This window comes from Microbacterium sp. (assembly GCF_035687345.1).
GTDB lineage: Bacteria > Actinomycetota > Actinomycetes > Actinomycetales > Microbacteriaceae > Microbacterium.
The window spans coordinates 1-23,070 of the sequence record NZ_DASRXZ010000001.1 but is presented as its reverse complement, the minus strand read 5'-3'; the positions used below and the strand labels follow the sequence as shown (position 1 = coordinate 23,070).

At 70.9% G+C, this 23,070-nt stretch carries 24 protein-coding genes and 1 tRNA gene; 5 read left to right on the top strand and 20 right to left on the bottom strand.

Annotation, left to right across the window (positions count from 1 at the left end; genetic code table 11):
- Positions 1 to 56: 56 nt before the first annotated feature.
- Positions 57 to 548 (top strand): transcription elongation factor GreA, encoded by a 492-nt coding sequence (gene greA / locus VFF97_RS00125; protein WP_325031458.1) that lies wholly within the window; start codon positions 57 to 59, stop codon positions 546 to 548.
- A 45-nt stretch (positions 549 to 593) separates the two neighbouring features.
- On the opposite strand, the gene ilvA is transcribed toward greA, so the two are convergent.
- Positions 594 to 1,820 carry a threonine ammonia-lyase gene (gene ilvA / locus VFF97_RS00120; RefSeq protein WP_325031457.1) on the bottom strand — a complete coding sequence of 409 codons (1,227 nt, stop codon included), beginning with the start codon at positions 1,818 to 1,820 and terminating at the stop codon, positions 594 to 596.
- Positions 1,817 to 3,010, bottom strand: a complete 1,194-nt coding sequence (locus VFF97_RS00115) for an AI-2E family transporter (protein WP_325031456.1) — start codon at positions 3,008 to 3,010, stop codon at positions 1,817 to 1,819. Before VFF97_RS00115 ends, ilvA begins: the two co-directional genes overlap by 4 nt.
- 85 nt (positions 3,011 to 3,095) lie before the next feature.
- On the opposite strand from VFF97_RS00115, the gene VFF97_RS00110 reads away from it, so the two are divergent.
- Positions 3,096 to 4,382: a winged helix-turn-helix domain-containing protein gene (locus tag VFF97_RS00110; protein WP_325031455.1), complete on the top strand. Its 1,287-nt coding sequence runs from the start codon at positions 3,096 to 3,098 to the stop codon at positions 4,380 to 4,382.
- The gene (locus tag VFF97_RS00105) at positions 4,379 to 5,299 is read left to right on the top strand and encodes a hypothetical protein (RefSeq protein ID WP_325031454.1); all 921 of its coding nucleotides are present in this window, start codon (positions 4,379 to 4,381) and stop codon (positions 5,297 to 5,299) included. The genes VFF97_RS00110 and VFF97_RS00105 overlap by 4 nt, the downstream gene beginning before the upstream one ends.
- Here VFF97_RS00105 and VFF97_RS00100 read toward each other — a convergent pair whose 3' ends face one another.
- The 7 genes from VFF97_RS00100 to VFF97_RS00070 form a co-directional block, all read right to left on the bottom strand.
- Positions 5,300 to 6,397, bottom strand: coding sequence for a DNA glycosylase AlkZ-like family protein (locus VFF97_RS00100; RefSeq protein WP_325031453.1), 1,098 nt, complete (start codon positions 6,395 to 6,397; stop codon positions 5,300 to 5,302).
- Between the two features lie 40 nt (positions 6,398 to 6,437).
- Entirely contained in the window at positions 6,438 to 7,325 is an 888-nt protein-coding gene (locus VFF97_RS00095; RefSeq protein WP_325031452.1) for a M48 family metallopeptidase, read from the bottom strand.
- Positions 7,326 to 7,328: 3 nt separating this feature from the next.
- Positions 7,329 to 7,898 (bottom strand): LemA family protein, encoded by a 570-nt coding sequence (locus tag VFF97_RS00090; protein ID WP_325031451.1) that lies wholly within the window; start codon positions 7,896 to 7,898, stop codon positions 7,329 to 7,331.
- Between the two features lie 80 nt (positions 7,899 to 7,978).
- Positions 7,979 to 9,292, bottom strand: a complete 1,314-nt coding sequence (locus VFF97_RS00085; protein ID WP_325031450.1) for a D-arabinono-1,4-lactone oxidase — start codon at positions 9,290 to 9,292, stop codon at positions 7,979 to 7,981.
- A complete protein-coding gene (locus VFF97_RS00080; RefSeq protein WP_325031449.1) occupies positions 9,289 to 10,518 on the bottom strand; it encodes an alanine racemase in 1,230 nt (409 codons plus the stop codon). The genes VFF97_RS00085 and VFF97_RS00080 overlap by 4 nt, the downstream gene beginning before the upstream one ends.
- Positions 10,519 to 10,622: 104 nt before the next feature.
- Positions 10,623 to 11,792 (bottom strand): PQQ-dependent sugar dehydrogenase, encoded by a 1,170-nt coding sequence (locus tag VFF97_RS00075; protein WP_325031448.1) that lies wholly within the window; start codon positions 11,790 to 11,792, stop codon positions 10,623 to 10,625.
- Between the two features lie 24 nt (positions 11,793 to 11,816).
- Positions 11,817 to 12,554: an SDR family oxidoreductase gene (locus VFF97_RS00070; protein WP_325031447.1), complete on the bottom strand. Its 738-nt coding sequence runs from the start codon at positions 12,552 to 12,554 to the stop codon at positions 11,817 to 11,819.
- Positions 12,555 to 12,652: 98 nt separating this feature from the next.
- On the opposite strand from VFF97_RS00070, the gene VFF97_RS00065 reads away from it, so the two are divergent.
- The gene (locus VFF97_RS00065; protein ID WP_325031446.1) at positions 12,653 to 13,261 is read left to right on the top strand and encodes a TetR/AcrR family transcriptional regulator; all 609 of its coding nucleotides are present in this window, start codon (positions 12,653 to 12,655) and stop codon (positions 13,259 to 13,261) included.
- A 22-nt stretch (positions 13,262 to 13,283) separates the two neighbouring features.
- On the opposite strand, the gene VFF97_RS00060 is transcribed toward VFF97_RS00065, so the two are convergent.
- The 11 genes from VFF97_RS00060 to VFF97_RS00010 form a co-directional block, all read right to left on the bottom strand.
- Positions 13,284 to 14,318, bottom strand: a complete 1,035-nt coding sequence (locus tag VFF97_RS00060; protein ID WP_325031445.1) for a zinc-binding alcohol dehydrogenase family protein — start codon at positions 14,316 to 14,318, stop codon at positions 13,284 to 13,286.
- 33 nt (positions 14,319 to 14,351) lie between these two features.
- Positions 14,352 to 14,425: transfer RNA gene (locus tag VFF97_RS00055), tRNA-Leu, on the bottom strand.
- A 76-nt stretch (positions 14,426 to 14,501) separates the two neighbouring features.
- A complete protein-coding gene (locus tag VFF97_RS00050) occupies positions 14,502 to 15,899 on the bottom strand; it encodes an NAD(P)/FAD-dependent oxidoreductase (protein WP_325031460.1) in 1,398 nt (465 codons plus the stop codon).
- A 34-nt stretch (positions 15,900 to 15,933) separates the two neighbouring features.
- Complete coding sequence (locus VFF97_RS00045; protein WP_325031459.1) at positions 15,934 to 17,235, bottom strand: S8 family peptidase; 1,302 nt, start codon at positions 17,233 to 17,235, stop codon at positions 15,934 to 15,936.
- Positions 17,236 to 17,297: 62 nt separating this feature from the next.
- Positions 17,298 to 17,828: a DUF501 domain-containing protein gene (locus VFF97_RS00040; RefSeq protein ID WP_325031444.1), complete on the bottom strand. Its 531-nt coding sequence runs from the start codon at positions 17,826 to 17,828 to the stop codon at positions 17,298 to 17,300.
- A 60-nt stretch (positions 17,829 to 17,888) separates the two neighbouring features.
- Complete coding sequence (locus VFF97_RS00035) at positions 17,889 to 18,431, bottom strand: septum formation initiator family protein (RefSeq protein ID WP_325031443.1); 543 nt, start codon at positions 18,429 to 18,431, stop codon at positions 17,889 to 17,891.
- 130 nt (positions 18,432 to 18,561) lie between these two features.
- Positions 18,562 to 19,029 (bottom strand): DUF6790 family protein, encoded by a 468-nt coding sequence (locus VFF97_RS00030; RefSeq protein ID WP_325031442.1) that lies wholly within the window; start codon positions 19,027 to 19,029, stop codon positions 18,562 to 18,564.
- Between the two features lie 92 nt (positions 19,030 to 19,121).
- A complete protein-coding gene (gene eno, locus VFF97_RS00025; RefSeq protein ID WP_325031441.1) occupies positions 19,122 to 20,402 on the bottom strand; it encodes a phosphopyruvate hydratase in 1,281 nt (426 codons plus the stop codon).
- 95 nt (positions 20,403 to 20,497) lie between these two features.
- A complete protein-coding gene (locus VFF97_RS00020) occupies positions 20,498 to 21,184 on the bottom strand; it encodes an O-methyltransferase (protein ID WP_325031440.1) in 687 nt (228 codons plus the stop codon).
- A 58-nt stretch (positions 21,185 to 21,242) separates the two neighbouring features.
- Complete coding sequence (locus VFF97_RS00015) at positions 21,243 to 22,247, bottom strand: DUF1648 domain-containing protein (protein ID WP_325031439.1); 1,005 nt, start codon at positions 22,245 to 22,247, stop codon at positions 21,243 to 21,245.
- A complete protein-coding gene (locus VFF97_RS00010) occupies positions 22,237 to 22,593 on the bottom strand; it encodes a GntR family transcriptional regulator (RefSeq protein ID WP_325031438.1) in 357 nt (118 codons plus the stop codon). The genes VFF97_RS00015 and VFF97_RS00010 overlap by 11 nt, the downstream gene beginning before the upstream one ends.
- A 76-nt stretch (positions 22,594 to 22,669) precedes the next feature.
- Between VFF97_RS00010 and VFF97_RS00005 the strand changes: the two genes are divergently transcribed.
- On the top strand, positions 22,670 to 23,070 hold a 401-nt coding region (locus VFF97_RS00005; RefSeq protein WP_325031437.1), incomplete at its 3' end, for a DUF4442 domain-containing protein.

Genomic DNA, 23,070 nt, shown 5'->3' with positions numbered 1-23,070 from the left:
CCGTGAGCCGGGGCGTTTGGCTTATCGACGTCACCCCCCGAACGAAGGAGACCGACGTGTCCACTGACGCACCGGTGACGTTCCTCACCCAGGATGCTTACGACCGCCTCGCCGCCGAGCTCGAGCACCTGTCGACCGTCGGCCGCGAAGAGATCGCCAAGCGCATCGAGGCCGCTCGCGAAGAGGGCGACCTGAAGGAGAACGGCGGCTACCACGCCGCGAAGGACGAGCAGGGCAAGCAGGAGGCGCGCATCCGCACCCTCCAGCAGCTCCTCAAGAACGCCAAGGTCGGCGACGCGCCCGAGTCCAAGGGCATCGTCGAGCCCGGCACCGTCGTGACGGCTGTCGTCGCGGGCGGCGAAGAGGTGTTCCTCCTCGGCAACCGCGAGATCGCCTCGGGCTCCGAGCTCGACGTCTACAGCGAGGCATCGCCCCTCGGCGCGGCCATCATCGGCCTCAAGGAGGGTGACAAGACCTCCTACACGGCTCCCAACGGCCGCGAGATCTCGGTCGAGATCGTCAAGGTCGAGACCTACGCGGGCCAGTGACATCGAAAGGCCGGCGCCGCTCGTGCGGCGTCGGCCTTCCGCGTCCTAGTCGGGCACCACGGTCGGGGTGAAGCCGGCCTCCTCGAGCACGGCGATGACGTGCGCGCGGTGCTCTTCACCGCGCGTCTCGACGCTGAGCTGCAGGATCACCTCGCTGATCTGCAGTCCCTGGCCGTGGCGCGTGTGCAGCACCTCGATCACGTTCGCGCCGGCGAGGGCGAGCAGCTCCGACACCCGCGCGAGCTGACCGGGCCGGTCGGGCAGCGGGATCCGCAGCGTCATATACCGACCGGATGCCGCGAGCCCGTGCGCCACGACGCGCTGCAGCAGCAGGGGGTCGATGTTGCCGCCCGAGAGAATCGCGACCGTCGGCCCGGACGCCTCGATCCTGCCCGAGAGGATCCCCGCGACGCCCGCGGCCCCCGCCGGCTCGACGACCTGCTTCGCGCGCTCGAGGAGCGTCACGATCGCCCGCGCGATGTCGTCGTCGCTCACCGTGACGATGTCGTCGACGAGCTCGCGGATGATCTCGAACGGGATGTCGCCCGGCCGCGCGACCGCGATGCCGTCGGCGATCGTCGGCGTCGTCTCGACCAGGACCGGCTCGCCCGCCGCGAGCGACGGCGGGTAGGCGGCCGAGTTCTCGGCCTGCACCCCGATGATCCGCACGGATCTTCCGGATGCCGTGGCGCGCGCCTTCGCCGCCGCGGCGACGCCCGCGATGAGTCCGCCTCCCCCGACGCTCACGACGATCGTCTCGACGTCGGGGACGTCGTCCATGATCTCCAGCGCGAGCGTGCCCTGCCCCACGATGATGTCGCGATGGTCGAACGGGGGGATGAGCATCGCGCCCGTGCGCTCCGCGAACTCCGCCGCGAGCCGCAGCGGGGTCTCGACCGCCGTGCCCTCGAGCACGACGTCCGCCCCGTAGCCGCGTGTCGCGAGGAGCTTGGGAACCGGCACGCCGAGCGGCATGAAGATCGTCGCGGGGATGCCGAGTGCCTGAGCCGCGAACGCGACGCCCTGCGCATGGTTGCCGGCGGATGCGGCGACGACGCCGCGCGCCCGCTCCTCGGGGGTCAGGCGCGACAGCCGGTACATCGCGCCGCGGATCTTGAACGAGCCGGTGCGCTGCAGGTTCTCGAGCTTGAGGTGGACGGGCACACCCATGAGCTCGGTCAGGTGGAGGGATGCGTCCAGCGGCGTGTGCGAGACGACGCCCGCCAGCGATGCGGCGGCGTCCTCGAACTCCGCCAGGGTGGGCGTGGTCAAGCGGGCTTCCTCCTCGTACGTGGGACCGTGCTCCAGATGAGATCCGCCGGCGGTGGTCTCTCGCCGGTCTGCCACGTCCGGCGAGAGAGGCTGACGGCGACGACGTTGATGAACGCCGCGAGCGGCACCGCGAACAGCGCCCCGGGGATGCCCGCGATGAGTGCACCGCCGGCGACCACGAGGACGACGGCGAGCGGATGCACCTTGACCGCGGATCCCATGAGCAGGGGCTGCAGCACGTGGCCTTCGAGCTGCTGGACACCGAGCACCACGACGAGCATCCACAGCGCGATCCAGGGCCCGTTGTAGACGAGGGCGAGGAACACCGCGAGCGCTCCGGTCACGACCGCACCGACGATCGGCACGAACGCACCGAGGAACACGAGCACGCCGATCGGGATCGCGAGCGGGACGCCCAGCAGGAACGCCCCGAGCCCGATGCCGACCGCGTCGATGGTCGCGACGAGCAGCTGCGTGCGCGCGTAGTTGACAACGGTGACCCAGCCTGCGCGCGCGGATGCGTCGGCCGCCGGGCGGGCCTTCTGGGGGAAGAGCCGCAGCGTCCACCGCCAGATGCCCGGACCATCGGCGAGGAGGGTCAGCAGGATGAACAGGGCGAGCAGGGTGCCGGTGGCCACGTGCCCGACCGTCGAGCCGATGGCGAGGGCGCCCGACCACAGCAGCTCGGCCTGCTGCTGGATGAGCGCGCCCGCCTGGGCGAGGAGGTCGTCGATCTGCTCGGCCGTCAGATGCAGCGGCCCGTCGATGAGGTATTGCCGGAGCTGCTCGATCGCCTCGACCGTGCGCGTCTGCACGTCGGACCATTGTCGCGTGATCTGCCACACGGCCAGCCACAGCAGGCCGGTGACGACCGCGAGCGTTCCGACGACCGCGATGACGATCGCAAGCCATTTCGGCACGCGGTGGCGCAGCATCCACGAGAACGCCGGCCACAGGAGGGCCGTCACGAGGATCGCGATGAGCAGCGGCACGACAAGGAGCCGCAGCTGGATCACGAGCCAGATGCCCACGCCGATCGCCGCGGCGACGACGAGGAAGCGCCAGGAGTACGCGGTCGCGATGCGGAGCCCGCGGGGAATGGTCGGCGACAGCTCTGTGGAAACCACCCGGCTGCGGTCGCGGATCGCGTCGAAGATCCCTCCGCGGGCCTTTTCGTCTGGGCCGCTCATCCCGCCAGTCTACGGGCGCGCGGGCGCGTCTCCGGTGCGCGAGACGCCCCAGGCCGTGTCGGAGCCGGGGTCTAGGCTGACGCGGGTGAACGGCTCCCTGAGCGCCTCCGAGGCGCGTCGCATCGCCCTCGCCGCGCAGGGCTTCGCACGTGCGCGTCCCGAGGCGCCCGGCACGCGCCAGCTCAACACGACGCTGCGACGGATGCACACGCTGCAGATCGACTCCGTCAACGTCTTCGCGCGGTCGCACTACCTTCCGCTGTTCTCGCGCCTCGGCCCGTACGACCAGAAGGCGCTCGACCGGCTCCTGTTCTCCCGCCGCGCTCCGTACGTCGAGTACTTGGCCCACGTCGCGGCGTTCATCCCCGCAGAGGACTGGGGACTCTTCCGGTTCCGCATGGAGGACTTGCGCGCGAAGTACGGAGGTGAGGACACGTGGTTCGCGCGCAATCGCGAGACGGTCGAGTGGGTCCGCTCCGAGCTCGCCGCGCGGGGGCCGCTGCGTCCCGCCCAGATCGACCGTGACGCAAAGCGCGAGGCGCGCGGGCCGTGGTGGGACTGGGACGTCGTCAAGGAGGCGCTCGAGCACCTGTGGATGTTCGGCGAGGTCGCGATCGCCGGCCGCCGGGGTTTCGAGCGCACGTACGGCCTCGCCGCCGACGTGCTGCCTCATGCCGCGCTGGAGGCGTCCGTACCGCGCGACGACGCGATCCGCGAGCTCGTGCGGCGCGCCGCACGCGCGTACGGGGTCGCCACGGCATCCGACATCGCCGACTACTGGCGCATACGCGACCGTCCTCGCGTGGTCGCCTCGATCCGCGACCTCGCGGACGCGGGCGAGCTGACGCCCGTGACGGTCGAGGGGTGGACGACGGCGGGGCGACCGGCGAAGGCGTGGCTCCACCGCGATGCGACGATCCCGCGCCGCGTCGACGCGACGGCGATCCTCACACCGTTCGATCCGGTGGTGTGGTTCCGCGATCGCGCGGAGCGCCTCTTCGACTTCGAGTACCGCATCGAGATCTACACGCCGGCGCAGAAGCGGCGGTACGGCTACTACTCGCTGCCGGTGCTCGTGGGCGACGACCTCGTGGGCCGCGTCGATCTGAAGGCCGACCGCGCCGCGTCGACCCTGCTCGTGCAGTCGGCGTGGTGGGAGCACGGCGCACCCGACCACGCTGCCGAGCGCCTCGCCGACGAGCTGCGTGCCGCGGCGCGGTGGCAGGGCCTCGAGTCCATCTCGGTCTCGCGGTGGGGCGACGCGACCGACGACCTCGCGGGGGTGCTTCCCGAGGCTGCGCGCCATGAGGCCGGTCCGCGCGAGCCTGTGCCTCTCTCACCCGATGAGCCGACCGCTACCGTTGAGGCGTGAGACGAGGAGCCGTCATCGGCATCGCCGCCGGCGCAGTCGTCGCCGTCGCCGCAGGCGCGGCACTCTGGTGGCTGCTCGCGCGGCCAACGGGTCCTGCCGGACCGGAGGATGTCGCACGCGACTTCCTCGCAGCCCTCGAGGCGGGTGACGGCGCGCGGGCGACGGAACTCGTCGTCGATCCTCCGGCGGATGCGGCCGACATCGCCATCGCCTACGACGCGGCGACCGCGACGATCGGAGACGCGGCGATCGAGAGCGTGACGGCGGACGACGGCGCCGCGCGCGCCGAGGTGAGCTTCCAGCTCGCGGGTGAGTCCGTCGATGCCGCGTTCGGGCTCGTCGAGACTCCGGACGGCTGGCGGATCGACCCCGACGCCCTCGGCGCGCTCGTGGCCACGACGACGATCGGGGACTCGATCGCCGTCGGCGACGTCGTCGTCCCGGCGGGCGAGCCTTTCCCGCTGCTCCCCGCGCAGTACGCGGTCGCGCCCGCCCCACGCGGGCTGCTCGAAGGCGAGGCGACCGCCGTCGTGCTGCCGGGTGCCACCGCGGACGCGGTGGTCGAGGCATCCGTATCGCCTCAGGCGATCGAGCACGCGCAGGCGCAGCTCGAGGAGTACGCGCGGGCGTGCGCCGAACCCGCCGACACGGTGCCCGCCAACTGCGGGCTGCGCGTGCCGTGGGCCGCGGATCTCGCGACCCTCGACTCGATCGCGTTCCGCATAGAGCGGATGCCGCAGCTCGCGCTCTCCCCCGACGCGACAGCGTTCGATGCGACGGGGGGTGTGATCGTCGCCACCGCGACCGGAACGGCGCGCGACGGAGCGACGGCGTCGTTCACCTACCGCGCCGATGACTGGGCGCTGCGCGGCACGGTGTCGTTCGAGGGCGACGAGATGGTGCTCGCCGTCGGCTGATCACGCGACGGCGACGCCCTGCACCTCGAGTCCGAGCCACCGCGCGAGGTCGCGGATCTCGGCCTGCACCCCGTCGGCGATCTCGGCCGTGAAGGGCTCGTCTTCGTGGATCGCGTTGACGCGCAGCACGCCCGCCTTGCGGTCGGCCTTCGCGTCGAGCTTTCCGACGAACCGGTCTCCGTGCAGGATCGGGAGCGCGAAGTACCCCCACCGCCGCTTGGCGGCGGGTTTGTACATCTCGAGCAGGTACTCGTAGGCGAACAGCTCCTCGAGCCGCTTGCGGTCGAACACGAGCCGATCGAACGGCGACAGGAGCGCGGTGCGCGGCGCGACGTCGTCGAGCCCTTCGAGCGCCGCGGGGTCGAGGCGCCAGCGGCCGTCGATGCCGTCGATGACGGCCTCTTCGCCGACCGTGCCGACGTCGATCGGCTCGACGGGCTGGCTCACGCTGCGCGCTCGTGCGATGCCGAGCGACCCGAGGCGGCGCTCCGCGCGCTCGCGTGCCGCGTCTTCGTCGGACAGCTCGGGCACATCGGCGGGGTACACGCGCTCGGCCAGGTCGAACAGTCGCCCCTTCGCGTCGCGCCCCGAGATCGCGACCTCGCCGCGCAGGACGAGCATCTCGAGCATCTGGAGCGTGTTGCGGTTGTTGGTCCAACCCGACGAACGCCACGAGACCTGCGCCGTGTCGGGGATGTCGGCCGGACGCAGCGGACCGTCTGCACGCAGCCGGTCGAGGATGTCGCGGCGGAACCGGTCGTTCGCCGCGAGCCACTCGCGCGCTTCGCGCGACTGCGGGCGCTTGCGCATCTCGGGGAGGAGAAGGGGCAGATCTGCCATGGTGCGATAGAAGCCGCCCCACTCGAAGATCGCGCGATCCTCCTCGACGAGCCGCGCCAGGTCTGCGGGGTCGTACGGCCACCCGAGCCGGCTCCACAGGATGTGATCCGCGCTCGGCGCGATCGCCGCCGTGGGCTCGATGTTGACGACGGTCAGTGCGTCGATCGTCTCGACGATCCCCGCGGGCCGCTCGGCCGTCAGCAGCTGGGCCCGGATCGCGATGCGGCGGGCTTCGTCACGCGACAGGCGATGAGTCATCCCGCGACCCTAGCGCGGACATGCGACGCGACCGAAGGGCTCAGAAGCGACCGCCCATGGTGTGCAGCCGCTCGATCCGCTGCGGAATCGGCGGATGCGTCGCGAAGAGGCGCGACAGCGCGCCGGGTCGCAACGGGTCCGAGATCCACAGGTGGGCCATCGAGGTGTTGGCCTTCCGCAGCGGACGACCGTACTGCTCGAGCTTCGCCAGCGCCGATGCGAGCCCATCGGGGTCACGCGTGGTGAGGGCGCTCGTGGCGTCCGCGAGGTACTCGCGCTGTCGCGAGATCGCCGCCTGCACCACCCCCGCCAGCAGCGGCGCCACGATCGCCGCGACCACGCCGAACAGCAGGAAGATGATCTGCGCCTGGTTGTTGCCGCCCCGGCGGCCGCCGCCGAAGAACGCGACGCGCAGGAAGATGTCGGCGAGGATGCCGACCGCCACGACGAGGCCGAAGACGATGAGCGAGACCCGGATGTCGTAGTTGCGGATGTGCCCCAGCTCATGCGCGAGGACGCCCTCGAGCTCGCGGTCGGTCATGAGCTCGAAGAGGCCGGTGGTCACCGTGATGGACGCCTCTTCGGGCTTGCGCCCCATCGCGAACGCGTTGGGCGCCGGATCGTCGACGACGTACAGCTTCGGCATCGGCGTGCCGGTCGCGATGCACAGGTTCTCGACGAGCCGGTAGTAGCGCGGTGCGTCCTCGCGGCCCACCTCGACCGCGCCCGACATCGCGATCGCCTCACGGTCGGCGAAGAAGTACTGGAACGCGGCGTAACCCGCGGCGAAGATCAGGACGAACGCGGTCACCCACCAGTTGTTGTTCATCAGCCAGCCCGCGAGCAGGCCGATCGCGCCCAGCAGCAGGATGAACGCGATGAGGATGAACCACGTGTTCCGCTTGTTGCGGGCTATCGCGGAGTACACGCGTCAGAACTGGACGCGCGGCGGCTCCGAGATGGCGGCGCCGTCGACCACCTCGAAGAACTCCCGCTCGTGGAAGCCGAGGTTGCGCGCGAACATGTTGTTCGGGAAGACCTTGATCTTCGTGTTCAGCTCGCGCACGCCGCCGTTGTAGAACCGACGCGATGCCTGGATCTTGTCTTCGGTGTCGACGATCGCCTGCTGAAGCTGAAGGAAGTTCTGGCTGGCCTGCAGTTGCGGGTAGGCCTCAGCCACGGCGAACAGCGACTTCAGCGCCTGCTGCATGTGGCCTTCGGCGACTCCCGCCTCGGCCGGTCCGGACGCGCTCAGCGTCTCGGCGCGCGCTCGCGTGACGTTCTCGAAGACCGCCTTCTCATGCGCCGCGTAGCCCTTGACCGCCTCGATGAGGTTCGGGAGCAGGTCCGCCCTTCGCTTGAGCTGGACCGTGATGTCGCTCCATGCCTCGTCGACCCGGACGTTCAGCTGCACGAGCGAGTTGTAGGTCGCCCACAGGTAGATTCCGACGATGACGACGAGTGCGACCACGATGAGAACCGGGATCAGCCATTCCCACATACCTGTGACTCCGTTCGTATCACCGTCATCCTAGCGGCGTGCCCCCTGCCCCACCGGGCCCGGGCCGTTACTCCCAGTCGTTACTCACCGAGCACGCGCTCGAGGTACGCGTTCTGGAACATGCGATTCGGGTCCAGCCGGTCGCGCAGGCCCGTGAAGTCCTCGAAGCGCGGGTAGCGCTCGCGCAGCGCGGCCGCGTCGAGCGTGTGCATCTTGCCCCAGTGCGGGCGACCTCCGTGGGCGACCATGATCTCCTCGACCGCCTCGAAGTACTCCGAGGGGTCTTCGCGCCAGTACCGGTGCACCGCGATGTAGCCGGTCTTGCGACCGTGCGCCGTCGACATCCAGAGCTGGTCGGCGGCGGCGAACCGCACCTCGACGGGGAACGAGATGCGCCATCCGCGCTCGTCGATGAGCGTGCGCATCGCATCGAACGCGGGCCGGACGTTCTCCGCCGGAAGCGCGTACTCCATCTCGCGGAACCGCACGGTGCGACTCGTCGCGAACACACGGTGCGAAAGGTCGGTGAACTCGCGGTCGCCCCACACCTTCACGGACGTTCCGTTGATCGCGGGCACGGTGGCGGGCAGCATCCGCGCCACACTGCACGCGACCTGGTGCAGAGCGCTCCCGACGAGCGTGTCGTCGACCCACTTGCCGACGGGCGAGAGCGGATGCCGCGGCGCGCTCTCGGGCAGACGCGTGTTGGTCTTGGTCATGGCCCGCTCGGTGTGCGGGAACCAGTAGAACTCGAAGTGATCGGATGCCTCGGCCCGGTCGTCGAGCGAGTCGAGCACGTCGGCCAGGGGCTCCGGCCGCTCGACCGCGTGCAGCACGAAGGCGGGCACGCATTGGATCGTCACGTCGACGAGCACCCCGAGCGCGCCGAGCCCGAGGGCGACGGCCGGGAGGAGCTCGGCGTTCTCGTTCTCGTCGACGGTGAGCAGCTCGCCGTCGGCCGTCACGAGCGTGGCGCCCACGATCTGCGTCGCGATGCCGCCGAAGCGCGCTCCGGTGCCGTGCGTGCCCGTCGAGATCGCGCCCGAGATCGACTGGCGATCGATGTCGCCGAGGTTCTGCATCGCGAGGCCGTACGGAGCCAGGAGCGACGGGATCCGGTGCAGGCGCGTGCCCGCGAGCAGCCGGACGCGCGAGCGCTCCCGGTCGACGTCGACGATCCCCGAGAGGTCGGTGAGGTCGAGGAGCACGCCCGGAGCCGCGGCGATCGCGGTGAAGCTGTGGCCCGAGCCGACCGCCTTCACGCGCAGCCCGCGCGCAGCCGCGGACTGCACCGCGCGCCGCACCGCTCCCACCGTCCGCGGGAACTCGATGCGCTGGGGACGGATCGACACCGATCGCGCCCAGTTCTGCCATGCACCGCCGAGTCGTGTCACAGGAACGTCTTGCCCTCTCCTCGATAGGTCGGAACCTCGCCGACGACCGCACCGTCGTCCACGAGGAGGTATCGATCGACGCGCTCCGCGAGCTCGCCGCTCTTCGCGTGCCGGAACCACACTCGGTCCCCGACGCGCAGCTCGCGCGCCGCCTCGCCCTGCAAAGGCGTCTGCACCTCGCCCGCCGCCTCGCGTGGCAGGGTCGTGAGCCCCGCGGGCCACACCGGCTTCGGCTGCCGCGACGCGAGCGCCGGTCCGGAGGCGATCCATCCGCCGCCGAGCACGGTCGCGATGTCGGCCGCGGGCTTGCGCACGACCTCGAGCGCGAACGCCGCCGCGGGCGCGGGGTCGAATGCGCGGTAGCCGTCGAACAGGTGCCCGGCGAGCAGGCCGCTGCCGGCGGTCACCTCGGTGACGGACTGATCGGATGCCGTGAGCTCCAGCGAGCCCGTCCCGCCGCCGTTCACGAACTCCAGCGGCGCGATGTCGCGCAGCGCGGCCACGACGGCCGCGCGACGCTCCAGCAGCTCGTGCGCGGACCGGCGCTGCACCCACCGGATGACAGCGTCACCCGACCCTGTGGCGTCACCCTGTCCGGCGATCTGCGCCTCGTACATCATGAGCCCGACGAGCCGGAAGCCCGGCCGTGCGGCGATCGCGCGCGCGAGGTTCGCGACGTCGGCGGGACCGTGCAGGGGCGACCGCCGCACACCGATGTGGCCGAGCCCGGGCGCGCGCCACGAGGCATCCGCCTCTATCGCGACGCGGATCTCGAGGCGCTTCTCGGGCGAGACGACCGCGTCGACGAGGTCGAGCTGGGCGAGGTCGTCGACCATGAGCGTGACGCGCGCGGCGGCGCCCTCGTCGGCGGCCAACCGGGCGATCGCGGCGCGGTCGACCGTGGGGTAGCCGAGCACGACGTCGTCGTGCGCCTCGGCGAGCCACAGCGCCTCGGGCAGCGTGAACGCGAGGATCCCGCGGTAGCCGGGGACATCGAGCGTGGCATCGACGACCTCGCGCACGCGCACGGACTTGCTCGCGACGCGGATCGGCACACCGGCCGAGCGCACGACCATGTCGAGCGCGTTGAAGCGCAGCGCCGGCACGTTGATCGCGGCGATCGGGCCGGAGACGTCGGCGACGGCATCCGTCATCGATCGCCAGTACGCCGCCGCATCACGCCACGGCTGCGTCGCCTCGGGTGCGGAGAGCAGGTCCAGCCTCATCGCTGCCGCTTCGGGTGCGAGCACATGGCCCCCAGCCTAGGGCGATGAGGCATCGGTTTTCGATTCGGCGGTGCCCGGGCGCGGCGTGACGCCCGGGCACCCGGTCACGCTCCGGGCTGCTCGATGGGGACGCGCAGGATGCGATCGTCGCCGGGTCGGGGGTCGGTGCCGCCCCACGTGGCGCGATCGGTGTTCGACGTGATGAGCCACAGGGCTCCGTCGGGCGCGACCTCGACCGTGCGGATGCGCCCGTACTCGCCGACGAAGTGCTCGACGGGATCGGCGATCGCGGTGCCGCCGTCGACGGGCAGCTGCCACAGCCGCTGGCCGCCGAGCGCTCCGATCCACAGCGACGCGGCGGCGTACGCCATGCCCGAAGGACTCGCGTCGTCGGGATGGATCGTCGCGATCGGGGGCACGCCCGTGTCGCCGGCGATGCCCTCCGTCTCGGGCCATCCGTAGTCCTCGCCCGGCTGCAGGACGTTCACCTCGTCCCACGTGCGGTGACCGAGCTCCGACGCATAGGCGGTGCCGTCGGGTCCGAACGCGAGTCCCTGCACGTTGCGATGGCCGCTCGAGTAGATGGGCGAGGCATCCGGATTGTCCGCGGGGATGGATCCGTCGGTCGCGATGCGCAGGATCTTGCCGTTGAGGGAGTCCTCGGTCGCAGCGTTCTCGGGTTCGAAGGCGTCGCCGGTGCCGATCCACAGGTGGCCGTCCGGGCCGATGGCGAGGCGCCCGCCGTGGTGCCGGTCGGCGGTCCGGATGCCGTCGAGCAGCACGCGGTCGACCGTGAGCGAGGCGAAGTCGTCGGCGATCGTGACCGCGACGATCCGGTTCTCATCGACGCCCGAGACGGATGCGAAGACCGTGCGATCCTCGCCGAACTCCGGCGACGCGACGATGCCCAGCAGGCCGCCCTCCGACGAGACCGCGACGCCGGGGACGACGCCGACCGGCTCGGCTTCGCCGCCGGCGGCGGGAATGCGCAGAACCCGTCCGCTGATGCGCTCCGACACGAGCGCGGACCCGTCGGGGAGGAACGTGAGCCCCCATGGGGCCTCGAGCCCGGTCGTGAGCGCCTCGGGTTCGCCGAGCGTCGCGATGGAGCCCGGTCGTGGCGTCGGGTCCGCCCCGGCGGTCGCATGCGCCCGTGGCACGGTGGGCGATTCGGATGCCGGGACGGTGCAGCCCGCGAGGGTGAGGCTGAGGCCGACGAGGGCCGCTGCCGCGATGCTCGTGCGCTTCGATGGGCGGTGGTGGAGGGTTCGCATGACTGCTCCCTGGCGGATGCCGCGCTACGCGGCGCCGCCGTTGACGTAGATGGTCTGGCCGTTGACCCAACGGGCGGGTCCGGCGAGGAATGCGACCGTCTCGGCGACGTCCTCGGGTGTGCCCAGCCGCTCGAAGGGGTTGTTGCGCGAGATCTGCTCGATGAGCTCGGGGCTCTTGCCGTCGAGGAACAGCGGCGTCGCGGTGGGTCCGGGGGCGACGGTGTTGACGGTGATGTCGCGCCCGTGCAGCTCGCGCGCGAGGATCAGCGCGATCGCCTCGACGGCGCCCTTGGACGCGGCATACGCCCCGTAGGTCGGGGCCTGGAGCCGCGTGATCGACGTGGAGAAGTTGATGATCGCCCCGCCCGGACGGATGCGCTGGGCAGCCAGCTTGTCGACGACGAATGTGCCGCGGACGTTGATGCGGTGGATGCGATCGAACTCGTCGAGGTCGAGCTGCGCGATGGGCGACAGCGGCATGATGCCCGCGGTGTGGACGAGCACGTCCACACCGCCGAACTCGCGCTCCGCCGCGTCGAACAGCTCAGTCGCCGTGTGCTCCTCGGCGATGTCTCCGCCGACGGCGATGGCTCGCCCGCCCTGCGCGTTGATCGCGGCGACGGTCTCGTCGGCGCGGGCCTTGTTGCCGTGGTAGTGCACGACGACCGCGACTCCGTCTGTGGCGAGCCGAAGTGCGGATGCCCGACCGATGCCCCCGGAGCCGCCCGTCACGATCGCGACACGGGCGATGGTGCTCGTCATGTCTCTCGTCCTTTCGCTACTATATGAACGTTGAGTACATTACTGCGGATGCGGCCAAATGTACATATCGTTCACATAGAGCGAACGCGAGGAGCGCGATGACCGCCGAAAGCACGACCCCGCGGCGGGGCCGCGGACGCCGACCCGCCGCCGAGGTGCGCGCAGAGGTGCTCGCCGCGACAGGTCGCCTGCTGCTGCACGAGGGCCTGCGGGCGGTGACATTCGAGCGGGTTGCGCGCGAGTCGGGAGCGAGCAAGGTCACGCTCTACAAGTGGTGGCCCTCCCCCGGCGCCCTGGCCGCGGAGGCGTACTTCGCCGAGAGCGCTCCGGTGCTGACGTTTCCCGACACGGGAGACATCCGCGCCGACCTCGTCGCGCAACTGACCGCATTCGTGCGATGGATGACCGTCGAGGGCGCGGCCACCCCGGTTTCGGAGCTGATCGGCGCGGCGCAGATCGACCCCGAGGTCGCCCGTGCGTGGGCGGAGCTGTACGCGCGACCGCGTCGCGAACTCGCGCGCATGCGCCTGCAGAAGGCGCAGCGCGAGGGTCAGCTGCGTGAGGATGCCGACCTCGAGGTGATCGTCGACCAGCTGTGGGGCGCGTGCTACCACCGTCTGCTCGTGCTCAAGGTGCCTTTCGACGAGACCCTCGTGCCGCGGCTCGTGGACCACGCGCTCTACGGGGCCGCTCCGCGTCCGGACTGAGCGGGGCCCGTCGTGTCGCGCCTCAGGCGGAGTCCGCCAAGACGATCTTGCCTATCGCGCCTCCGGACTCGACGATGCGATGCGCCTCGCGCAGGTTCGCGGCGTTCACCGGCGACAGCGTCCGGGTGAGCGTCGAGCGGATGCGTCCGGCTTCGATGAGCTCGGCGATGCTCTCGAGGATGCGGTGCTGCGCGACGAGGTCCCAGTTGTGTCGCGGCCGGGCGAACATCAGCTCCCAGTGCCACGAGATCGCCTTGTCCTTCAGCGCGAACAGGTCGAGGTCGCGCTCGTCGTCGATCGCCACGATCTGCCCGAACGGGCGCACGATCTTCGTGAAGAGGGGGATGCGGCCTCTGCTCTGCGCCGTGAACACGTAGTCCACGCCGCCGGGCGCGGCATCGAGGATCCGTTCCTCGAAATCGGGTGCGTGATGATCGAGGATCACGTCGGCGCCGAGGGACTCGACCCATTGACGCGACTCCGGGCGCGATGCCGTCGCGAGCACGCGGACGCCGGTGAGCGCCTTGACGAGCTGGATGAGGATCGAGCCCACTCCTCCGGCGGCGCCGAGCACGAGCATCGACCCGGTCGACTCGCGGTCCAGCCGGAGCTTGTCGAACAGGGCCTCCCACGCGGTGAGCGAGGTGAGCGGCATCGCGGCGGCGTGAGCGAAGTCGAGGCTCGCGGGCTTGTGGCCGACGATCCGCTCATCGACGAGCTGGCGACGCGCGTAGGAGCCGGGCCGGTCGATGCTTCCCGCGTAGAAGACCTCATCTCCGGGATGGAAGAGGGTGACCTCGTCGCCCACCGCGATGACGGTGCCGGCGGCGTCCCACCCCAGGACGCGATCCTGGCCGCCGGTGCCTGCGATGCGCCGCTTGACGTCGACCGGGTTCACTGAGACGGCTCGCACCTCGACGAGCAGGTCGTGCCCGGTCGGGTCGCCTGGCGCGGGGATGGTCGCGTCCACGAGACTCCCGGGCTCGTCGATGGAGCCGCCCGCGCGCGACACCACGGCGGCGATCGTCTCAGAAGCGGTGGACTTGTCGTTCGTCATCGATCCTCCCGTCCCTCGAGGTGCGTGTTCGCGTGCCCCCGCTGGGATTCGAACCCAGACTGGAGCGGGTTTAAGCCGCCTGCCTCTGCCGGTTGGGCTACGGGGGCGCGCCGGATCACGGCGACGTGCTCACCTTAGTGCGAAGCAGGCAGACGCGATGAGGGAAGAGACGGATGCGCCGACTCAGCGCGACGCGGCGACCTTCTCGCCCTTCGCGGCCTTCTTCGCCGGCTTGTCGTCGGCGGGATTGGCGACGACCTGCGGGCGCGGGCGAGCGGCGAACTCCTCGAAGACATAACGCGGGTTCTGCACCGTGGAGAGGTTCACGAGGTCGCGACCGAGCCACAGGTTGTTCCACCAGCCCCACAGCACGCGCCACTTGCGCTCCCACGAGGGCATCGCGAGGCCGTGGTAACCGCGGTGGGCGAGCCACGCGATGAAGCCCTTCAGCGCGAGGTTGCCGGATTGGAACACGCCGTTGTAAAGGCCCAGGCCCGCCACCGCGCCGAGGTTCTTGTGGTAGTACTCGCGCGGCAGCTCGCCACGGAGCACCGCCGTGAGGTTCTTCGCGAGGAGCTTCGCCTGGCGCACCGCGTGCTGAGCGTTCGGCACGCAGTAGCCGCCGACCCCGCCGCCGGAGAGGTCGGGCACGGCCGAGACGTCGCCGGCCGCCCACGCGCCCTGCACGATCTCTTCGTCGGTGCCGACGCGCAGGTCGGCCCGCGTCAGGATGCGGCCGCGCTCCTCGACGGGGAGGTCGCTGCCGCGCACGACGGTCGGGTTCGCCATGACGCCGGCGGTCCAGATGATGAGGTCGCTCGGGATGACCTCGCCCGTCGACAGCTCGACGTTGCCGTCGACGGCGCCCGTGACCTGCGTGTCGAGGTGCACCATGGCGCCGCGCTTGGCGAGATCTTTCAGCACCCACTCACTCGTCTTGAGCGAGACCTCGGGCATGATGCGGCCCATGGCCTCGACGAGGTGGAAGTGGGTGTCTTCGAACGAGATCTGCGGGTAGCTCGACACGAGCGCCGAGGCGAGCGAGCGGAGCTCGGCGAACACCTCGATGCCCGCGAAGCCGCCGCCGATGACGACGGTCGTCAGCAGGCGGTCGCGCTCGGGGCCGGGAGGGAGCACCGACGCCTTGTCGAAGTTGGACATCAGGCGGTCGCGGATCGCGACGGCCTCTTCGATCGTCTTGAGGCCGATCGCGTTGTCGGCGATGCCCGGGATCGGGAACGTGCGCGACACGGCACCGGCGGTGACGACGATGTGGTCGTACTCGAACTCGAACGGGTCGCCCGCGATCGGAGCGATCTTCGCGGTCTTGCGCGCGTGCTCGATGCCGGTGACCTTCGCGGCGAGCACGTTGGTGCGCTTGAGGTGGCGGCGCAGGGCGACCACCGAGTGACGGGCCTCGATCGAGCCGGCCGCGACCTCGGGAAGGAACGGCTGGTAGGTCATGTACGGCAGCGGGTCGACGATGGTGACCTCTGCCTCGCCCTTGCGGAGATGCTTCTCGAGCTTCCACGCCGTGTAGAAGCCTGCGTAGCCGCCACCGACGATGAGGATCTTTGGCACGGTGTTCGTCACGGTGGGGAGAACTCCTCCTGAGTCAGCGGCGTGGCGTCCTGGACGCCGTACGGATGCGTCGGACAGCTGCGGTGACGCCGAGCGCAACAAGTATACCCGCGGCAGTCACACCCAGCAGCGGCAGGGTGCCGTAGAGGAGCGTATCGGACGACGGCAGCAGCGGATACGTCTCGGGCGGCGCCTCATCCGCCGACGGCAGCGGAGGCACCGTGACGACCGCCTCGGTGGGCGTCGGGTCGGGCGTCGCCTCGGCCCGCCGGTACAGCCGGATCCACTCCTCGAGGCTGCCCATCGGGTTCTCCGACACGCGCGGCACACTGGCTGACACGGCGGCCGCGGCGTCGACGAGCCCGTACCCGTAGAGCGGGTCGGGCAGGTCGCGGTCACCGGCCGGCGGGCGCGCCGTGCGGATGATGCGGTTGATCACGTTCGCCGCGTCGAGATCCGGATGCGCCGCCCGCACGAGCGCCGCGATGCCCGCCACGATGGGGGCCGCACCGCTCGTGCCGTCCCACTGCACGAGTCGCCCGTCGGCCGATACCCCGAGCAGATCCTCGCTGGGTGCCGACACCCCGATCGTGATGCCCTGAGTGGACGCGTTGACGCTCGCCCGGCCGGCGGGGTCGACTCCGCCGACGGTGAGCACGCCGGGGATCGTCGCCGGGGCGCCGACACGCGTCGTGCCGCTCCCCCGATTCCCCGCCGCTACGACGACCACGACGTCGTTCTCGTACGCGTAGAGGAAGGCGTCGTCCCAGCTGCGATCCCAGTCGGGCGTGTTCGTGGTGAGCGAGAGGTTGATGATGTCGGCGCCGTTGTCGACGGCCCACACCATGGCCTCCGCGATCTGCTCCGTGAACGGAACGGGCGCGGATGCCCCGAACCCGACCGAGATCGACAGCAGCTCGGCCTCCGGGGCGACGCCGATCATCCCCGTATCGGGGCCGGTTCCCCGGCCCGCCGCGAGCGAGGCGACCCAGCTGCCGTGGCTCGCGTCGACCGCCCCGATGGGCGTGCGCCCGTCGTCCGTGCCGACGCCCGAGACATCCGTGCCGCCGACCACGGCGCCCTGGAACTCCACCGGCCCCCGCCCGATCCCGGTGTCGATGATCGCGATGCGCACACCCGCTCCGCGCGTGGTCGCCCACGCCTCGCGGATGCCGTAGTCGTCGAGCCAGTATTCCGCGGCGCGCACCGGGTCTTCGGGATCCGCCTCGGGGGTCTCCGTCGGCACGGCGACAGCGCGCAGACCGGCGGGCGAACCTGTGACGGATGCCGCGGCATCCGTCGACGCCCCGGCCGCCGCGGACGGCGCGACCAGCATCGCGAGCGCGACGACCGCGGCCGCCGCTCGCGCCGTGGAGCGCGTCGAGCGCGTCGAGCGCGTCACGCGACCCTGCCCAGGTTCGGACCGGGCGTCGCGCACACGCAGCGCTCCGGCGACCAAGACGCGAGCTCGAGCGCGCGGTCGCCGATGGGGTTCACCCCCGGACCGGCAGCGAGCGCGTGCCCGGCGACCGCGTGCAGGCACTTGACGCGCGTCGGCATGCCCCCCGCCGAGATGCCCTCGATCTCGGGCACGTCGCCGAAGTGCGCGCGATCGCGCAGGTACGCCTCGTGCGCGGCCCGGTAGCGGACGCGCAGGTCTTCGTCTTCGGCGAGCTCCTCGTTCAACTCGCGCATCACGTGGTCGGCCTCGAGCGCCGACATGGCCGCCGTGGCCGCCGGGTGCGTGAGGTAGTAGAACGTCGGGAACGGCGTGCCGTCGGGCAGCCGTGGGGCGGTCGCCACCACCGTGGGGTTGCCGCACACGCACCGCGCGGCGATGCCCACGACGCCGCGCGCGGGTCGGCCGAGCTGCTCGCGGAGCACGTCGAGGTCGGCGTCTGCGACAGGCGGGAACGGCGGCGTGGTCACGGCGCCCAGGGTACCGTTCCGGGCTGAGCGGACGCTGGCGAGGACGGCTATCCACCGCCGTCAGGGTGCGGGCGTCGCATCCGTCTCGTCGGGATCGGGCGTGTCGGGCACGCCGATCGTGATCGGCGCGACGGTCTGCGCGATGCCCGCCTCGGTGAGCGTCCGCACGAACTGCGACATCCAGTCGGTGCGCGTGATCTCCACGTCGTCGCTCACGGGCTCCTGTTCACGCGGCAGAAGCTCGTCGGGCAGGTCGTTGTCGACGAGATACACGACCTCGCCCGGACGCACGTAGTACAGCCGCTCGCGCGCCTGCGCGGTGATGTAGGCGGGGTCGTCGAACCGGTCGCGCTGCGCCTCGAGCGCGGCGACCTCCTCTTCGGTCGCCTGCACCGCCTGCTGCAGGGCCGCGATCTGCTGCCGTTGGTCGACGTACGTGCCGACGGTGGGCACGAGCACGAAGGCGGCGAGCACGACGAGGCCGAGCATGATGGCCATGAACCCGGAGAACCGGATGCCGCCGAGCCACCCCCGCACGTCGACCGGCTTGCGGGGCGCACGGCGCGTCCCGGTCGGTCGGGAGGGCGGAGCAGTCGTCTTCACAGTGGACGATCCCCCCTACGACACGTTCCGCGATCCCCCGCGAGGCTGCTCCTCGATCGTACGCGGAGCGCGCTCGGCGTCCGCCGCCCGGGGGCCGAGTGTCGCGAGTCGGCGCCTCGGTCCCGCGGGATCAGCTCAGCGCGTGGATCGTGAACCACACCACCGACACCGCGTACACGACCGCGACGAGGAGGTCGGTCCACGTGGCGAGCGTCTCGTACGCACCCTTGCCGCGCTTGGCGACGTGCATGATTCCGGCGATGAGCAGGAACACACCGCCCGCGAGGCCACCAGGCACGAACCAGTCCTGCACGAGCGCGAGAAGCCCGGCGAGTCCCATTCCGAGATTCGCCGCACCCAGCTCGCGAACGACCTGCAGCTCCGTTCCGGTCGGCTCCGCGGTGCCGAGGATCTTGGTCGTGAACGAGGGGTTCAGCAGCTGCATGAGCCCGGCGCCGGCCAGTCGTGCGCCGATGCCCCAGAACACCCACCACTTGCCGAGGATCAGGATGACGTCGCCGCCCGTGCTCACCGCTTCGGAGACTCCGAAGACGATCGGAAGAACCACGGTCAGGGCGATCAGAACGAGGTACTTCATGCCTCCTAATCTGGCATCGCCGACGTGCGAGGAGGGAGGGCCGCGTGACGTGATGCGCCGCGCGGCCCTCCCTCTCGACGGATGCCGGCGGCTCAGCCCTTGAAGCGCGGGAACGCCGAGCGGCCCGCGAAGACGGCGGCGTCGCCCAGCTCCTCCTCGATGCGCAGGAGCTGGTTGTACTTCGCGACGCGCTCACTGCGGGCGGGCGCGCCGGTCTTGATCTGACCGCAGTTGACCGCGACCGAGAGGTCGGCGATCGTCGTGTCCTCCGTCTCGCCCGATCGGTGCGACAGCATCGAGCGGTAGCCGTTCTGCGTCGCGAGCGCGATCGCATCGAGCGTCTCGGAGAGTGTGCCGATCTGGTTGACCTTGACCAGGAGGGCGTTCGCGACGCCGAGGTCGATGCCCTTCTGCAGGCGCGTCGGGTTGGTGACGAACAGGTCGTCGCCGACGAGCTGCACCTTCGAGCCGATCTTGTCGGTGAGCGCCTTCCACGCGTCCCAGTCGTCCTCGGCGAGCGCGTCCTCGATCGTGACGATCGGGTAGCTGTCGACGAGGTCGGCGAAGTAGTCGGTGAGCTGCTCGGCCGACCAGGCCTTGCCCTCGACCGTGTACACGCCGTCGTCGAAGAACTCGGTCGCGGCGACGTCGAGGCCCACGGCGATGTCCTTGCCCGGCGTGAAGCCGGCCTTCTCGATCGCCTGGATGAGGAAGTCGAGGCCCTCGCGGTTGCTGGGGAGGTCGGGCGCGAAGCCGCCCTCGTCGCCCAGGCCGGTCGCGAATCCTGCGGCCTTCAGCTCGCCCTTCAGGATGTGGTACACCTCGGTGCCCCAGCGCAGCGACTCGCGGTAGGTGTCGGCGCCGATCGGCGCGAGGAAGAACTCCTGGAAGTCGATGCCGTTGTCGGCGTGCTCGCCGCCGTTGATGACGTTGAACAGGGGCACCGGGAGCACGTGCGCGTTGGGGCCGCCCAGGTAGCGGAAGAGCGGCAGGTCGGCGCTGTCGGCGGCGGCCTTCGCGACCGCGAGCGACACGCCGAGGATCGCGTTCGCGCCCGCGCGCGACTTGTTCTCGCTGCCGTCGGCCTCGATGAGGATCTCGTCGACGATGCGCTGCTCGCTCGCCTCGACGCCCTCGACGGCGGGTCCGAGCTCGTCGACGACCGAGGCGACGGCCTTCAGCACGCCCTTGCCGCCGTACCGGCCCTTGTCTCCGTCGCGAAGCTCGTACGCCTCGAACGCACCCGTCGACGCGCCCGAGGGCACGGCCGCGCGCTGCACGATGCCGTCGTCGAGGAGCACCTCCACCTCGACGGTCGGGTTGCCGCGCGAGTCCAGGATCTCGCGCGCGTTGACTGCCTCGATAAGTGCCACAGGGGACTCCTTGTTTCGTGGAGGGTGGTTCTGCGGAGCGCCGTCGGTCCGCCCCCGAGTCTAGTGACCGCGGATGCGGCGGCCAGAGGCATCCGTCATTCGCGGCCATCCGCCGTGACGATCGCGATCGCGACGCCGTCCCAGCCCTTCGCGTCGAGGGTCTGCAGCGCCGTCGCCTCGAAGCGCGGGTCGCGCCCGAGCATCTCGAGACCGCGCTGCGTCCCGATCACGTTCGACACGGTCGTCGCCGGGTTCGCGACCTCTCCCCCGCGGCCGACGTTGTCGACGACGACGACGGTGCCGGGGTGCCCGAGGCGCGCCGCCCAGTCAAGGTAGAGCGTGTTGGACTCCTTGTCGGCGTCGATGAACACGAAGTCGAACGGCTCCTCGTCGACGAGCGTCGGCAGCACGTGCTCACCCCTCCCGACCCGTACGTCGACCTTGTGCGCCACGCCGGCGCGCTCGAAGTTCCTGCGCGCGACGTCGGCGATGCGCGGCTCGGCCTCGATCGTCACGACACGGCCGTCGTCGGGCACCGCGCGTGCGAGCCAGATCGTCGAGTAGCCGCCGAGCGTGCCGATCTCGAGCACGCGGCGCGCGCCGGTCATGCGCGCGAGCAGGTGCAGGAACTTGCCGTTGACGGGGGCGACCTCGATCGCCGGGAGTCCCGCCGCGTTCTGGTCGGCGACGGCGGATTCGAGGGCCTCGTCGTGCCCGACGAGCGTCTCGCTGAAGTAGGCGTCGACGCGACGCCATGTCTCGGGTGTGGGTTGCTGGGTCACACGGCCAGCCTCGCCAGGGGCATCCGGCCCGTCAAGACGCCCCCGGCTCAGGAGATCGTCAGCGGTGGCCGACGGGCTGCGTCAGCGCCGCCAGGAGTGCCCCCGCGGTGACGGCGTCCTCGTCGATCGTGACCACGAACCGGCGGCCGGAGCGTCGCTCGATGTCGAGCCCCGGTCCCGTGCGCATCACCACGCCGAACCGACCGGGCGCGGAGCGCATCCCCCACCCGCCGAACTCGCCCATCGGGGTGACATCGCGCACGGCGACCGAGACGACGTCGCCTGTCGGCACGTGGAATCGCGGGAGCCCGGCGACGGACGTCACCGTGAGGCCGCTGTCGTCGATCCGCACGCGGAACGCGGTCGTCGTGACCGCGAGCGCGACGACGACGACGGCCACCGACGTGGCGATCGCCGCGGCGACAGCATCGCCGCTCAGCCACATCACGACCGCCGCGCCCGATACCACCAGGCACGCGACGGTCACCGCGATGAGCCCGGGCCGCGCGATCGTGGACGATCCGAACCATACGACCCGCTCACCCGGTGCGAGAGCGAGCGGACGCACGCCGTCGACCTCCGTACGCAGCGGCTTCTCGGCCGGCTGCACGAACCAGGCGAGGACGCCGACCGCGATCGCGGCGCCGAAGCCGGCGATCAGGACCGGCACGACGGATGGCGCGTCCTCTGCGCTCGTGAGGCCGACTTGTCCGAGGAGCGTGCCCGTCATGAGCAGCGCGGCGAGCGCCGACACCGCGGATGCGAGGGCGCCCATGAACCGGTAGGACCCGCCGCGGTCGCCGCGTCGCAGACCCGGGAGCGCCGTCAGCGCGATGAGGAGGGGGATTCCGAGCGCCAGAGCCACCGTCGCGAGTGGCTGAACCCACGCGGGCGCGAAGCCGTTCGCGACACCCGCGGCGTCCCAGTGCACCGCGATCGTCTCGGGCACGCGCGGCAGCAGCGCGAGCTGCACCGCCACAGACACGATCGTCAGCACGAGGGGCGCGACGATCGCGCACCACACGAACTGGCGCACGGCGTGCGCGGCACGGTCATTCGTCATTCCAGGTCTCCTTCACGAGAGAGGCGAGCGCGTCGGCCGACAGGCCGGCGTCTCGGGCGGTGCGCACGAGGGCGGCCACCTCGTCGCGCACGTCGGACAGTCGTGCGGCCGCATCCGTGAGGACCGCTCCGCGTCCGCGGCGCAGGTCGAGCAGTCCTTCATCGCGCAGGTCGGCGTACGCCCTCAATACGGTGTGCAGGTTGACGCCGACAGCCGTGGCGACCTCGCGCGCGGGCGGAAGCCTGTCGCCCGCGCGCACGCGGCCGGCCGCGGCATCCGCACGCACCGACGCGGCGATCTGCGCGAACAGCGGCACGTCGCTGCTCGCATCGACTTTCAACAGCACGCCATTATTCTATGACAAATAGAACTATCGTGCGCCGATTCCCGCGTTGCCCTGCGGACGCGCCACACTGTGAGCCATGCGCATGACCCCGCGACGTCTCGCCATCGGCATGAGCCTGTGGATCCCGAACCTCTTCAGCGGCATCCGTGTCAAGAGATTCGCCGAAGACTGGACGAGCGCGACCGTCGAACTGCACGTCAACGTCTTCACGCGCAATTACGTCAAGACCGCGTTCGGCGGCTCGATGTCGGCGATGACGGACCCGTATTACTTCATGCTGGTGATGCACCAGCTCGGGCGCGACTACATCGTGTGGGACACGCGCGGCGAGATCGAGTTCGTCAAGCCCGGTCGCGGCGTGCTGACCGCGCACTTCGAGGTCCCGCGCGAGAAGGCGCAGGAGCTGCGCGAGCGCGCGAAGGGCGGCGCGCCGGTGCGCGAATGGTTCGAGACCGAGATCACGGATGCCTCGGGCGA

Coding starts and splice junctions, on each gene's coding strand:
- VFF97_RS00115 (WP_325031456.1), bottom strand. CDS start 3,010: ATGAGCGGCCCAGACGAAAAGGCCCGCGGAGGGATCTTCGACGCGATC.
- VFF97_RS00100 (WP_325031453.1), bottom strand. CDS start 6,397: ATGACTCATCGCCTGTCGCGTGACGAAGCCCGCCGCATCGCGATCCGG.
- VFF97_RS00090 (WP_325031451.1), bottom strand. CDS start 7,898: ATGTGGGAATGGCTGATCCCGGTTCTCATCGTGGTCGCACTCGTCGTC.
- VFF97_RS00080 (WP_325031449.1), bottom strand. CDS start 10,518: ATGAGGCTGGACCTGCTCTCCGCACCCGAGGCGACGCAGCCGTGGCGT.
- VFF97_RS00075 (WP_325031448.1), bottom strand. CDS start 11,792: ATGCGAACCCTCCACCACCGCCCATCGAAGCGCACGAGCATCGCGGCA.
- VFF97_RS00070 (WP_325031447.1), bottom strand. CDS start 12,554: ATGACGAGCACCATCGCCCGTGTCGCGATCGTGACGGGCGGCTCCGGG.
- VFF97_RS00065 (WP_325031446.1), top strand. CDS start 12,653: ATGACCGCCGAAAGCACGACCCCGCGGCGGGGCCGCGGACGCCGACCC.
- VFF97_RS00060 (WP_325031445.1), bottom strand. CDS start 14,318: ATGACGAACGACAAGTCCACCGCTTCTGAGACGATCGCCGCCGTGGTG.
- VFF97_RS00045 (WP_325031459.1), bottom strand. CDS start 17,235: ATGCTGGTCGCGCCGTCCGCGGCGGCCGGGGCGTCGACGGATGCCGCG.
- VFF97_RS00030 (WP_325031442.1), bottom strand. CDS start 19,029: ATGAAGTACCTCGTTCTGATCGCCCTGACCGTGGTTCTTCCGATCGTC.
- VFF97_RS00015 (WP_325031439.1), bottom strand. CDS start 22,247: ATGACGAATGACCGTGCCGCGCACGCCGTGCGCCAGTTCGTGTGGTGC.